Genomic DNA, 12,790 nt, shown 5'->3' with positions numbered 1-12,790 from the left:
GTCTCGGGCTGCGCTGCGCTTCATCCGGGCTACAGGCTGCAAGGCTATGCAGGGCGGCGCATCGTTTGCCGCAGATCCGAACCCACCGGCATCAGTTCGTAGGGCGGCTGACAGCCCGGCAGCGCCGCGAGGCGCTGGCGCCAGGCGTGGAGCGCCGGAAAATCCACCGCGATGTCGAAGCCGGTCTCTTCCTTGGGGTAATACACATACCCCGCCAAGGAAAAATCCACGATCGTTGGCTTGTCACCGAGCATGAAGGCCCGATCTGCGAGATGCTTTTCGACAATTGCAAAGCTCGCCTCGGTGCGCGCGCGCAGGAACGACAGTATGGCGGGATGCACTGGCTCCGGCATGAATGAATTCTGAAACCGATGCATCGCATGGTTGCTGGTGAACTTGTGATTGTCGAACATGATCCAGCGCAGGGCCTCGTATCGCTGGTCGTTGGCGGGCGCAAACTTGCCGGTGGTTTCCGCAAGCCAGATCAGGATCGCGCCCGACTGAGACATCAACTGGCCGTCAACTTCCAGCACCGGGACTTCGCCCATTGCGTTGATTTTGGTCCGCCAGTCCGGATCGCGCGTCTGGCCGCCGGCAAAATCTACTCCGACCGGCTCCCAGTCGAGGCCCGCGCAGTTCAGATAGAGGGCCAGTTTGTAGGAATTGCCCGAGGCGCCAATGCAATGAAGCCGATAGCGGGCCATTCCGTTCACGCAAACTTCGGCTGAGCCGCCGCCTGGGCCATCAGCCGCTTGCGCTCCGAATTCGGCCACAGCAGGAGCAGCCCGAGCAGGCCCGAAGCCGCCATGATCACGGCATTGATGGTGAAGCCGGTGATGTAGCCGTCGAGCGGCACCGCTGCGTTCTGGATCACGACGCCCATCACGGAAGGCGCGATCATTCCCGCCAGCGTGTAGATCGCGCCGTAGATAGCAATGACCGCGCCGCGCTGCTGCACCGGCGTGAACTCGCCGAGCATCGGCGGGCAGACCACATAGATCGAGCCGCACAGTCCGGAGCCCACCACGAGGAGTGCGATCTGCAGGCCGGCGCCGTTGACATGCGGCATTACCGAGAGGATCGCTCCGCCGACGATCAGCGGCACCGAGCCGAGCACGCCGCGGGCGCCGCGCGTGGTATAGCCGCGCGCCAGCATCACCTGCGAAATCCACCCCGTCAGCAGCACGATGGCCGCGCCGAACATCCAGGGCAGTACCGATATCCAGCCGGCATCCTTTTGCGTGAAGCCGAGCCCCTTGACGATGAACGGTGTGAACCAGGTCAAGCCGAGCGACAGCGCCCAGTAGGCGCCGAAGGTCGCCGCACAGCAGCCGATGAAGGTCCGCGAGGTCAGAAGCTGAAAGTAAGGAACGCGCGGATCAGCGGCGGCGGTTTCGACCGTCTGCACCAGCGGGCCTTCCTTGCCCATGACGAGCCAGGCCACCGCCCACATCAGACCGACCACGCCGAGCGCACCGAAGGCGTAGTGCCAGCTATGATTGACGATGATCCAGTTCAGCGCCGGCACCGCGAGGATCACGCCGAACGCCGAGCCCTGGGAGAGAATGGCGGTGGGCAGCGTGCGCTTCTCGTCGGGAAACCATTTATAGATCGCGTGCGCCGCCACCGAGAAAGCCGGCCCCTCGCCGGCCCCGAGGATGATGCGGCAGATCACCAGCGTCACGAAACCCACCGTGCCGACCATCGGAAACTGCGCCACCGACCAGATTACCGCCATCACCAGCAGCACCCAGCGGGTGTCGACACGGTTGACGATGAAGCCCACCACGATGGCCGAGATCGAAAACAGGAAGAAGAATGAGGAGCCGAGGAAGCCGAACTGCTCCGGCGACAGCTTCAGCTCATCCATAATCGGCGCGCCGGCGAGGCCGACCACGATCTTGTCGGCGAAATTCACCAGCATGAACAGGAACAGCAGGAAGGTGATTTTCCAAGCGCCTGCGGGCGTCGGTTGCGCGGTCATGGCTGTTTTCCCCGTCTGTACTTATGTCTTTGCTGGCTCTGTAAGATCGGCCGGTTCCAATGGTACAAGGGGCGTTGCAGGCAAGGCAACCGGGATTTTCCGCGAAGCACCTGCACCAGGCGCTCGCCTTAGGCCGGATCACGTTCACGTCGCCGCGCGAATTGAGGCCGTGATCCCGCGCACTCGCCCTGATATGTTGCATGCCATCATGTTCAGGGGATTTTTCATGGTCAGATCGGTTCATTGTCGCGCATGACCAAAGATAGTCCCAATGCAACCGGCCCGGTGCTTCACGTCACCAGCCTGACGAAGAGCTACCGCACCGCTGGTGAAGAGGTTGCGGTATTGCGCGGCGTGAACCTGACGGTTGCGGCCGGCGAGAGCGTCGCGCTGACGGGCGAATCCGGCAGCGGCAAGAGCACACTGCTGCATCTGATCGCAGGTCTCGACGCGGCCGATGGCGGCGAGATCCGGCTGGCGGATGCACAGGTTGGCGAGCTCAGCGATGCCGACCGCGCCGAAATGCGCCGCGACCGGCTCGGCCTGGTGTTCCAGCAATTCAACCTGATCCCGAGCCTGACGGTAGAGGATAACCTCGCCTTTCAGTCGCGCATCGCCGGCCGTCATGATGCGATCTGGCATAACGAGCTGGTTGAGCGGCTCGGGCTCGGCCGCTTCCTCAAGCGGTATCCCGAGCAATTGTCCGGCGGCCAGCAGCAGCGCGTCGCCATTGGCCGGGCGCTGGCGATCAAGCCGCTGCTGCTGCTCGCGGACGAGCCGACCGGCAATCTCGACGAGGACACCGCCGACGAGGTGCTGGCATTGGCGCGCGATCTGGTGACGCGCAGCGGCTGCGGTTTTCTAATGGTGACGCACAGCGCAAGGCTGGCCGCCACGCTCGACCGGCAGGTCAACCTCCATGCCGGGGTGATCGCGTGAAGCGCGCGCTGTGGACGCTGGCCGTGCTGCTGAGCCATTGGCGGCGGCATCCGATGCAGCTCGCAACGTTGCTGATCGGATTGATCTCGGCGACCGCGCTATGGAGCGGCGTGCAGGCGCTCAACCAGCAGGCCCGCACTTCCTATGACCGCGCCGCGGCGACCTTTGGCGGCGCGCGCGCCGCGATGCTGGTCGCGAGCCGCGGCGCGACCTTCCCGCAAAAACTCTTTGTCGATCTGCGCCGCGCCGGCTGGCCGGTCTCGCCGGTGCTCGAGGGCCGCATCCAGATCGAGGGACGATCGTTCCGCCTGATGGGGATCGAGCCGGTCACGCTGCCCGCCGAGGTCGGCAATGCGCCGACGGTCGGCAAGGCCAGCCTGCAGTCCTTCATGACGCCGCCGGGCGAAATGCTGGTCGCGCCGGAGACGCTTGCCGATCTCAAGCTCGCCGAGGGCGCGCGGCTTGAGGCCAGTGGCATGTCACTGCCGCCGCTGCGCGTGCAGCCGAATTTGGTGCCCGGCGTGCTGGTCGTCGATATCGGCATCGCGCAAAACCTTCTGAAGATGCCGGATCAGCTCTCGCGCCTCCTGATCGGCAAGGCGGCTGGCAAGCACCCGTCGCTGGAAGACGTCACCGGTGACAGGCTGCGTCTGGTCGAACCGGATGCCGAGACCGATCTCGAACGCCTCACCGACAGCTTTCACCTGAACCTGACGGCATTCGGACTGCTGTCGTTCTTTGTCGGCCTGTTCATCGTCAATTCGGCGATCGGGCTCGCCTTCGAGCAGCGCCTGCCCACGCTGCGCACCTTGCGCGCCTGCGGCGTCTCGGCGCGGATGCTGAACGTCGTGCTGGTGCTCGAACTGGTGTCGCTGGCGCTGGTCGCGGGATTGGTTGGGCTGGTCTGCGGCTACTTCATCGCCGGCGCACTGCTGCCCGATGTCGTGGCCTCGCTGCGCGGGCTCTATGGCGCGCAGATTCCGGGACAGCTGGTGCTGAAGCCGCAATGGTGGTTCGCCGGCATCGCCATCAGCATTGTCGGCGCGCTCGCCGCGGCGGCGGCCAGCCTGACCAAGGCGCTACGGCTGCCGCTGCTCGCCACCGCCCAGCCGTTTGCCTGGCAACTGGCGCAGCGGCGCTGGCTGACCTATCAGAGTGCGCTGGCGCTCGCGGCTTTCGCAGGGGCCGGCGCCTTTTTATGGCTCGGCGATTCCCTGATGTCGGGCTTTGCCGTGCTCGCGGCGCTGATGCTTGGCGCGGCGCTGATCCTGCCGATGTTTCTGGAGATCGCCCTCTCGATCGGACAACGCTACGCACGTCAGCCGATCGGCGTCTGGTTCTGGGCCGACAGCCGTCAGCAGCTCTCCGGATTGTCGCTCGCGTTGATGGCGCTGCTGCTTGCGCTTGCAGTCAATGTCGGCGTTTCCACCATGGTCGAGAGTTTTTCCCGCACCTTCCTGGTCTGGCTCGACGGACGGCTGGCGGCAGATGTTTACGTCAATGCCGCCAATGACGATCAGGCGCATGAGATCAAGGCGTGGCTGCGCGAGCGGCCGGAGGTCGAGGCGATCCTCCCCGGCGGCCGTGCCGATACGCAACTGGCCGGCGCGCCGATCGAGGTGCTGGGCCTGCCCGATCACGCCACCTATCGCGATAACTGGCCGCTGCTGCAATCGGCCGACAATGCCTGGACCAGGCTGCGCCCCGGCAACGCAGCCCTTGTCAGCGAACAACTGGCGCGGCGCATGCATCTTTCGGTCGGCGACCGGATCGAGGTGCCGGCGTCGGGCGGCAACTGGCCGCTCGACATCGTCGGCATCTATGCTGACTACGGCAACCCAAAGGGCCAGATCGCGGTGAATTTTGCCGCGCTGACGCGGCGCTTTCCGGAGATTCCGCTGACGCGGATGGGGCTGCGGGTTGCCACGGCCAACATCCCGGCATTGATCTCGGCGCTGCAGGATAAATTCGGCCTCGACGACCGCAACGTCGCCGACCAGGCGACGATGAAGGCGGAATCGACACGGATCTTCAATCGCACCTTTTCCGTGACCGCCGCGCTGAATGCCTTCACGCTCGGCGTTGCCGGCGTCGCGCTGCTGACGAGCTTGCTGACGCTGGCCAATTCGCGGCTGCCGCAACTGGCCCCGCTTTGGGCGATCGGCATCACGCGGCGGCGCCTGGCGGCGATCGAGCTTCTCAAGACGATGTCGGTCGCGCTGATCACCACGATCTTCGCGCTGCCGCTGGGTCTGCTCGTCGCGTGGTGCCTGCTCGCGATCGTCAACGTCAAGGCATTTGGCTGGCGGCTGCCGTTCCATGTGTTTCCGGTGCAATTGCTGTGGCTCACCGGCGTCGCGATGGCCGCCGCCTTTGCCGCCGCTGCGCTGCCTGTCATCCGCCTGGCGCGCATGCAGCCGGCCAGCCTGATCAGGATATTCGCCAATGAACGCTAGCGGCCGCATCACCCGCCGCGGTTTCGTCGGCGGCGCGCTCCTTGCAGGGATCGGTGGCAAGGCGTTCGCGCAGGGCTATGCCGGTTTGAGCGAAAGCGGGGAAGGGTTTGCGCCGGTCGTTCCCGGCAGGACGTTCGCATTTCCCGCCGATCACGGCCCGCACCCGGAATTCCGCATCGAGTGGTGGTATGTGACGGCCAATCTCAGCGATGCCAACGGCAATGCCTATGGCGCGCAGTGGACGCTGTTTCGCCAGGCGATTGCACCAGGTGGATCGACAGAGGGGTGGGCCAACCAGCAGATCTGGATGGGCCATGCCGCCGTCACCCGCGCCGACACCCATCGCGTTGCCCAGGCTTTTGCACGCGGCGGCATCGGTCAGGCCGGTGTCGAGGCGCAGCCATTTCAGGCCTGGATCGATGCCTGGGAAATGCGCGGCATCGATCCGGTCAGCGATGAGAACATCGCGCCACTTGCGCTGAAGGCTTCCGGCACCGACTTCAGCTACGCGCTGCGGCTAGGGGCGCTGCGTCCGCTGGTGCTGCAGGGCGATGGCGGCTACAGCCGCAAATCGCTGCGCGAACAGGCCTCCTACTACTACAGCCAGCCGCATTATTCGGCGACCGGTGTCCTCACCATCGACGACAAGCCGGTCGATGTCACCGGCATGGCCTGGCTCGACCGCGAATGGAGCAGCCAGCCGCTGGCATCGGATCAAAGCGGGTGGGACTGGCTGTCGCTCCACTTCAAGTCAGGCGACAAGCTGATGCTGTACCGGATGCGCCAGAGCGACGGCCAGCATTACGGCTCCGGCAAGTGGATACTTCCCGACGGCAAGGCCGAGCAACTCGCCTCGGCCGACATCACGATGACGCCGCTGGTCTTCACCGAGATCGAGGGACGAAAGATACCGACGACGTGGCGTGTCGCCGTTCCGAAGATGGCGCTATCGATCGAGTGCACGCCGCTCAACGTTAGATGCTGGATGGGCACCAGCTTCCCCTATTGGGAAGGCCCGATCCGCCTCGCCGGCAGCCACACGGGGGTGGGCTACCTGGAAATGACGGGCTATTAAGCCACCGCATCACGTCGGGGAAATTCAGCCATGTATCACTTCACCGCGCTCGTCACCTTGCTGGCGATCCTGGTCTACTTCTATTCGTCCATCCTGGTGTCGCGGGCGCGCGGCAAGTTCGGCGTCAAGCTGCCGGCGATTTCGGGCAATCCGGATTTCGAGCGTGTATTTCGCGCACAGATGAACACGCTGGAATGGCTGCCGATCTTTTTGCCGTCGCTGTGGCTATTTGCGATCTATCTCAGCGATAGCATTGCGGCGTTGATCGGGCTGGCCTGGGTGATCGGCCGTATCCTCTACGTGCTGGGCTATGCTCAGGCGGTCGCCAAGCGCAGCCTGGGTTTTGCAATCCAGGCGCTGGCGACGATTGCGCTGTGGGTGGGCGCATTCGGCACGATCGTGTGGCGGTTGGTGCAGGGGTGAGAAAAACGAGATCTATCCACGTCGTCCCGGGCAAGCGAAGCGCGACCCGGGACCCATACGCCGTGTTCTATCAATGAGGCAGACTAGTAGGGTGGGCAAAGGAGCGTAGCGACGTGCCCACCATCCATCAGCGAACGAGCTGCGAGATGGTGGGCACGCTTCGCTTTGCCCACCCTACGGCAGCGACGCTGTCGCCCCCTGCTTTCGCGGCACGACCGAAAGAGCTACTTCACCAGCGGGCAGCCCGAATCCTTCGCCGCCGGGAACGCCTTGTCGCCGGGCACCACGGCCAGCTGCTTGTAGTAGTCCCACGGCTTCTTCGATTCCGACGGCTTCTTGACCTCGAACAGATAGAGGTCATGCACCATGCGGCCGTTTTCCATCACCTTGCCGCCCTGCGCAAAATCGTCGTCGACCGGAAGCTCCTTCAGCTTTTTGGCGACCGCCTCGGCATCCTTGGTGCCGGCAGCCTTCACGGCCTTGAGATATTGCAGCGTTGCCGAATAAGTGCCGGCCTGGATCATGTTGGGCATGCGGCCGGTGCGCTTGAAGAATTTTTCGGCAAGGTTGCGGCTCTTGGGATCGCGGTCCCAGTAATAGCCTTCGGTCAGCACCAGGCCCTGCGCCGCGTCGAGCCCAAGGCCGTGCACTTCGGCGAGCGTCAAGAGCAGGCCGGCGAGCTTCTGGCCGCTCTTCACGATGCCGAATTCGGCCGCCTGCTTGATCGAGTTGGTGGTGTCGAGGCCGGCATTGGCCAGGCCGATGATCTTGGCCTTCGAGCTCTGCGCCTGCAGCAGGAATGAAGAGAAGTCCGACGAATTGAGGGGAATGCGAACCGCGCCCAGCACCTTGCCGCCCTTGGCCTTGACGAAATCGCTGGTGTCTTTTTCCAGCGCATAACCGAAGGCGTAGTCCGCAGTCATGAAGAACCAGGTGTCGCCACCGGCTTCCACCAGCGAACCGCCGGTGCCGTAGGCGAGCGCGTGGGTATCGTAGGCCCAGTGGAAACCGTAGGGCTGGCAGGCATCGCCGGTAAGACGCGATGTCGCCGCACCCACGACGATGTCGATTTTCTTCTTCTCCTTCGAAAGTTCGTGAATGGCGAGCGCGACCGACGAGGTCGTCAGCTCGGTAATCATGTCGACGCCTTCGACGTCGTACCAGCGCCGCGCAATCGCACTGCCGAGGTCCGGCTTGTTCTGGTGGTCGGCGGAAACGATCTCGATCTTGTGGCCCAGCACCTCGCCGCCGAAATCCTCGATCGCCATCTTGGCCGCCTCGACCGACCATTTGCCGCCGTAATCGGCGTAGACCCCGGACTGATCGTTCAAAATACCGATCTTGATGCCCTGCGCCAATGCCGGCGCGGCGAGCAAAACACCACCCACCGCAACGGCGGCCAACAATCCCGACTTCATCCTTTTCTCCCGGAATTTTTTGTCAGAGGAACCCATCAACACTATTCAATAACCCCGCCACTGCCCATCCATTTCGGATCAGCCAAAAGTATTGGAGGAACTTGCGGAAGGGGGCGTGGCTGCAACCTCACTCGTCATTCCGGGGCGCGACGAAGTCGCGAACCCGGAACGACGGCCATGTGGAGAAGCGCGCGCGCCTCACGCCACGCCCGGCTTCTTGTCGTTTCTGCCCTCGGCGAGATTGCGCACGATGACGTAGAAGATCGGCGTGAAGATCAGGCCGAACAGCGTGACGCCGAGCATGCCGAAGAACACGGCGACGCCGACCGCCTGCCGCATCTCCGAACCCGAACCCGACGAGATCACCAGCGGCAGCACACCGAGGATGAAGGCGAACGAGGTCATCAGGATCGGCCGCAGCCGCAGCCGGCAGGCTTCGATCACTGCGTCCAGCCGCGATTTTCCTTCCAGCTCGATATCGCGCGCGAACTCGACGATCAAAATGGCGTTCTTGGCCGCAAGCCCCACCAGCACCACGAAGCCGATCTGGGTCAGGATGTTGACGTCCTGGCCCATGATACGCACGCCGATGGTGGCGGCGAGCAGGCACATCGGCACGATCAGGATGACCGCGAACGGCAGGCTCCACGAGCCATATTGCGCCGCCAGCACGAGATAGACGAACAACACACAGATCGGGAAGACGAGCAGACCGGTATTGCCGCCGGTGACCTGCTGATAGGACAGGTCGGTCCATTCGAACGAGAAGCCGCTCGGCAACGTCTCGGTAGCCAGCCGCTTCATGGTGTTGATCGCTGTCGCGGAGCTCGTGCCCGGCAGCGTGTCGCCCTGCAGCTCGGACGCCGGATAGAGGTTGTATCGCGCGACACGGTCGGGGCCGGAGATGTCGCGGAAACTGACCACGCTGCCGAGCATCACCATGTCGCCGGCGGCGTTGCGGGTGCGCAGCCGCGCCAGATCGGATGTCTCCTTGCGGAACGGCAGGTCCGCCTGCGCGGTAACGTGATAGGTCCGGCCGAACAGGTTGAAGTCGTTGACATAGGACGAGCCGAAATAGGTCTGGATCGTTTCGGTGATACCCGCGATCGGCACGCCGAGCTTCTGCGCCTTGACGCGATCGATATCGACGAAGAGTTGCGGCGTGTTGGCCGTGAACGTCGAGAACACCTGGGTCAGCCCCGGCGCCTTGCGCGCCGCGCCGACCAGTTCGTCGGTTGCCGCCGCCAGCAATTCCGAGCCGCGGCCCTGGCGGTCCTGGATGCGCATGGTGAAGCCGCCGCCGGTGCCGATGCCGGGCACCGCAGGCGGCGGGATCACGATGATGAAGGCACCCTGGATGCTCGACAGCCGCATCCGCAGATTGTTGGCGATCGCGCCGGCCGACAGCCCCTTCTTGTGCCGCTCCTCCGGGTCCGCGAATACCGGGAACAAGGCCGCGGCGTTGCTCGCCTGCGTTCGGGTCGCGCCCGAGAAGCCGGCAAACGCCGCCACGCGAATGATGCCCGGCGTATCCAGCGCAATCCGCTCGATCTCGCGGACGACCTCGGTGGTGCGCGCCAGCGACGCGGCGCCCGGCAGTTGCACGGAGACGATGACGTAGCCGCGATCCTGCGCCGGAATGAAGCCCTGGGGGGTGGTGATCAAGAGCCAGCCGGCGCTGCCGATCAGCGCGACATAGAGCAGGAGCATCACGACGGCATGGCGGATCACGAAATCGGCGGCGCGGGCGTAGCCATGCGACAGCCGGTCGAACCCGCGGTTGAATACGCCGGTAAAGGCATCCCAGCCGCGGGCGATGACATTCCAGCGCGCCGCCGGCCGCTTGTCCTCATGCGGCTGCAGGATCAAAGAGGCCAGCGCAGGCGACAGCGTCAGCGAACAGAAGCAGGAAATCGCGGTCGCCACCGCAATGGTGACGGCGAACTGCTGGAAGAACTGCCCGGAGATGCCGCCAATGAACGCGGTGGGCACGAACACCGCACCGAGCACCAGCGCAATCGAGACCAGCGCGCTGCCGACCTCTTCCATGGTGCGTAGCGCGGCGTCGCGCCGGCTCATGCCATGCTCCAGATGGCGCTCGACATTCTCGACCACCACGATCGCGTCGTCGACCACGATGCCGACCGCGAGCACGAGGCCGAACAAAGTGAGATTGTTGATCGAGAATCCCAGCGCCGCCATGACGGCGAAAGTGCCGACCAGCGAGACGGGGATTGCGATGATCGGAATGATGGCGGGGCGCCAGCCCTGCAGGAAGACCAGCACCACGATGACGACCAGCGCCATCGCTTCATAGATCGTCTTGATCAGCTCGCTGACGGACTGCGCAATGAATTCGGTCGGGTTGTAGCCGATATTGTAGTCGAGCCCTTTTGGAAAGGTCGCCTTGAGCCGCTCCATGGTATCGTTAATGCCCTTGGCGGTCGCCAGCGCATTGGAACCCGGCCGCTGCGTCACTAGCATGGCGACAGCGGATTTGCGGAGCAGGAAGCTGTTGGTCGAATAGGCGAGCGCGCCGAGCTCGATCCGTGCGACGTCGCGCAGCTTGACCGTGCGCCCGTCGGCGCCGGCCTTCACCACGATCTCCTCGAACTGCTTCGGATCCTTCAGGCGGCCGGTGAAGGTGAGATTAGGCGAAAAGGCGCGGTCGGAAATCGGCGGCTCCGCGATCTGTCCGCCCGCGATCTGGACGTTTTGCGCGCGGATCGCCGCCACCACCTCGGCCGAGGTCAGGCCCAAGGTCGCGATCTTGTCCGGATCGAGCCACAGCCGCATCGAATAGTCGCGCGCGCCGAACATCTGGATGTCGCCGACGCCATCGAGCCGGAGCAACTGGTCGCGGACCTGCAACAACGCGTAGTTGGAGATGTAGAGCTGGTCGAACGTTTCGTCCGGCGACAGCATGAACACCACCATCAGGATATCAGGGCTGTTCTTGCGGGTGACGACGCCGTTACGCTGCACTTCCTCCGGCAGGCGCGGCTGCGCGATCGCGACGCGGTTCTGCACCAGCACCTGGGCCTTGTCGAGGTCGGTGCCCAGCTTGAAAGTGACAGTGATTGTCAACTGCCCGTTCGAGGTCGCCTGGCTGTAGAGATACAGCATGTCCTCGACGCCGTTGATCTCCTGCTCGATCGGCGCGGCCACGGTATCGGAGACGGTCTGCGCCGAGGCGCCCGGATATTGCGTGGTCACCACCACCGTCGGCGGCACCACCTGCGGATATTCCGAGACCGGCAGCGTCGTGTAGGCGAGCGCGCCGACAATCAGCAGCACGATCGACAGCACCATCGCCAGGATGGGCTGGTTGATGGAGAGACGGCCGAGATTCATGTCTTGCCACCGGCCGGCTTGATTTCAGCCGTCTTTGGCGTGACCTTTGCGCCGACCCGCGCCCGCTGCAGGCCATCGATGATGACCTTGTCTTCGGCATTGATCCCTTCGCGGATCACGCGCAGGCCTTCATCGAGCGGCCCGAGCGTCACCGGCTTCGCCTCGACCGTGTTGTCGTCCTTGACGACGAAAACGATCTTGCGCGACTGATCGGTCGCGACAGCGGTGTCGGGCAGCAATAGCGCCTCGTAAGGCGAACTGCCGATGATGCGGACGCGGCCGAACTGGCCTGGGAGAATCGAGAGGTCCTTGTTCGGAATGACAGCACGGCTGCGCAGCGTGCCGGTCGAGACGTCGAGGCGGTTGTCGAGGAAATCCATCTTGCCGTCATGCGAGGGCTTGGTCTCGCCCGTCAGCGTCACCTGCACAGGGTTCGGCGTATCGCGCGAGCTCGGCCGCTTGCCTTCGAACCACAGCTTGCTGTTCCTTTGATAGGTCGCCTCGTCGACGTCGAAATAGATGTAGATCGGATCGAGCGATACGATCGAGGTGAGCAGCGTGGCGCCGCCCTCGCTGCCCTGCACGAGGTTGCCGGGTGTCACCAGATGACGGCTGACGCGGCCGGTGATCGGCGCCATCACATGGGTGAATTCGATGTTGAGCTTGGCGGCCTTGAGGGCGCCTTCAGCCTGCATCTCGGCGGCGCGCGCCGCCTGCAGGGTCTGGCGGCGCTGATCGACGATGGAATCGGATACCGCCTGGGTCTGGTTCAACGTCAGCGCGCGGTCGAGCTCGCGCTTGGCAAGCTCCGCCTTGGCGCGCGCGTCGGATAGTTGACCGTCGGCCTGTTCGGCGACCGCCTCGAACGGACGGGCATCGATCACATAGAGCAGGTCGCCGGTCCGGACGATGGCGCCGTCGCGGAATTCGACCGATGTCACGAAGCCGCCGACGCGGGCGCGGACCTGGACTTCCTGCACGGCCTCGAACCGGCCGGTGAATTCATCCCAATCGGTGACAGTGCGCTTCACGGGCTGCGCGACGGTGACCGGAGGCGCCGCCGCTGCGGGCTGTTGCGGCGGCTTGTCGCCGCAAGCAGACAGTGCAACCGCAAGCAGCGGGGTCAGCCATTTGATGCCAA

9 protein-coding genes are annotated in these 12,790 nt (G+C 64.3%); 4 read left to right on the top strand and 5 right to left on the bottom strand.

What is annotated here, in order from left to right; all coding sequences use genetic code 11:
• Positions 1–44 precede the first annotated feature (44 nt).
• Positions 45–704, bottom strand: coding sequence for a glutathione S-transferase (locus QA643_RS02835; RefSeq protein ID WP_283031702.1), 660 nt, complete (start codon positions 702–704; stop codon positions 45–47).
• Between the two features lie 5 nt (positions 705–709).
• Positions 710–1,984 carry an MFS transporter gene (locus tag QA643_RS02830; protein ID WP_283031701.1) on the bottom strand — a complete coding sequence of 425 codons (1,275 nt, stop codon included), beginning with the start codon at positions 1,982–1,984 and terminating at the stop codon, positions 710–712.
• Between the two features lie 252 nt (positions 1,985–2,236).
• Between QA643_RS02830 and QA643_RS02825 the strand changes: the two genes are divergently transcribed.
• Genes QA643_RS02825 through QA643_RS02810 form a run of 4 tightly spaced genes read left to right on the top strand, consistent with a single transcriptional unit; the run spans position 2,237 to position 6,877 of the window.
• Positions 2,237–2,923, top strand: coding sequence for an ABC transporter ATP-binding protein (locus QA643_RS02825; protein ID WP_283031700.1), 687 nt, complete (start codon positions 2,237–2,239; stop codon positions 2,921–2,923).
• Entirely contained in the window at positions 2,920–5,379 is a 2,460-nt protein-coding gene (locus QA643_RS02820; protein ID WP_283031699.1) for an ABC transporter permease, read from the top strand. The genes QA643_RS02825 and QA643_RS02820 overlap by 4 nt, the downstream gene beginning before the upstream one ends.
• Positions 5,369–6,454 (top strand): lipocalin-like domain-containing protein, encoded by a 1,086-nt coding sequence (locus QA643_RS02815; protein WP_283031698.1) that lies wholly within the window; start codon positions 5,369–5,371, stop codon positions 6,452–6,454. The genes QA643_RS02820 and QA643_RS02815 overlap by 11 nt, the downstream gene beginning before the upstream one ends.
• 30 nt (positions 6,455–6,484) lie before the next feature.
• Positions 6,485–6,877, top strand: coding sequence for an MAPEG family protein (locus QA643_RS02810; protein ID WP_283031697.1), 393 nt, complete (start codon positions 6,485–6,487; stop codon positions 6,875–6,877).
• A gap of 224 nt (positions 6,878–7,101) precedes the next feature.
• Here QA643_RS02810 and QA643_RS02805 read toward each other — a convergent pair whose 3' ends face one another.
• The 3 genes from QA643_RS02805 to QA643_RS02795 form a co-directional block, all read right to left on the bottom strand.
• Positions 7,102–8,295: an ABC transporter substrate-binding protein gene (locus QA643_RS02805; RefSeq protein ID WP_283031696.1), complete on the bottom strand. Its 1,194-nt coding sequence runs from the start codon at positions 8,293–8,295 to the stop codon at positions 7,102–7,104.
• A gap of 198 nt (positions 8,296–8,493) precedes the next feature.
• A complete protein-coding gene (locus QA643_RS02800) occupies positions 8,494–11,649 on the bottom strand; it encodes a multidrug efflux RND transporter permease subunit (protein WP_283031695.1) in 3,156 nt (1,051 codons plus the stop codon).
• Positions 11,646–12,752, bottom strand: coding sequence for an efflux RND transporter periplasmic adaptor subunit (locus QA643_RS02795; RefSeq protein ID WP_283035091.1), 1,107 nt, complete (start codon positions 12,750–12,752; stop codon positions 11,646–11,648). The genes QA643_RS02800 and QA643_RS02795 overlap by 4 nt, the downstream gene beginning before the upstream one ends.
• Positions 12,753–12,790: the final 38 nt, after the last annotated feature.

The sequence above is a fragment of the Bradyrhizobium sp. CB3481 genome, assembly GCF_029714305.1.
Taxonomy (GTDB): domain Bacteria; phylum Pseudomonadota; class Alphaproteobacteria; order Rhizobiales; family Xanthobacteraceae; genus Bradyrhizobium.
This window is presented reverse-complemented; position numbering and strand designations above follow the sequence as displayed.

What these genes read in the sequence shown, in the direction of transcription:
- QA643_RS02805 (WP_283031696.1), bottom strand. Translation starts at nt 8,295, where the DNA reads ATGAAGTCGGGATTGTTGGCCGCCGTTGCGGTGGGTGGTGTTTTGCTC.
- QA643_RS02800 (WP_283031695.1), bottom strand. Translation starts at nt 11,649, where the DNA reads ATGAATCTCGGCCGTCTCTCCATCAACCAGCCCATCCTGGCGATGGTG.
- QA643_RS02810 (WP_283031697.1), top strand. Translation starts at nt 6,485, where the DNA reads ATGTATCACTTCACCGCGCTCGTCACCTTGCTGGCGATCCTGGTCTAC.
- QA643_RS02815 (WP_283031698.1), top strand. Translation starts at nt 5,369, where the DNA reads ATGAACGCTAGCGGCCGCATCACCCGCCGCGGTTTCGTCGGCGGCGCG.
- QA643_RS02830 (WP_283031701.1), bottom strand. Translation starts at nt 1,984, where the DNA reads ATGACCGCGCAACCGACGCCCGCAGGCGCTTGGAAAATCACCTTCCTG.
- QA643_RS02825 (WP_283031700.1), top strand. Translation starts at nt 2,237, where the DNA reads ATGACCAAAGATAGTCCCAATGCAACCGGCCCGGTGCTTCACGTCACC.
- QA643_RS02835 (WP_283031702.1), bottom strand. Translation starts at nt 704, where the DNA reads ATGGCCCGCTATCGGCTTCATTGCATTGGCGCCTCGGGCAATTCCTAC.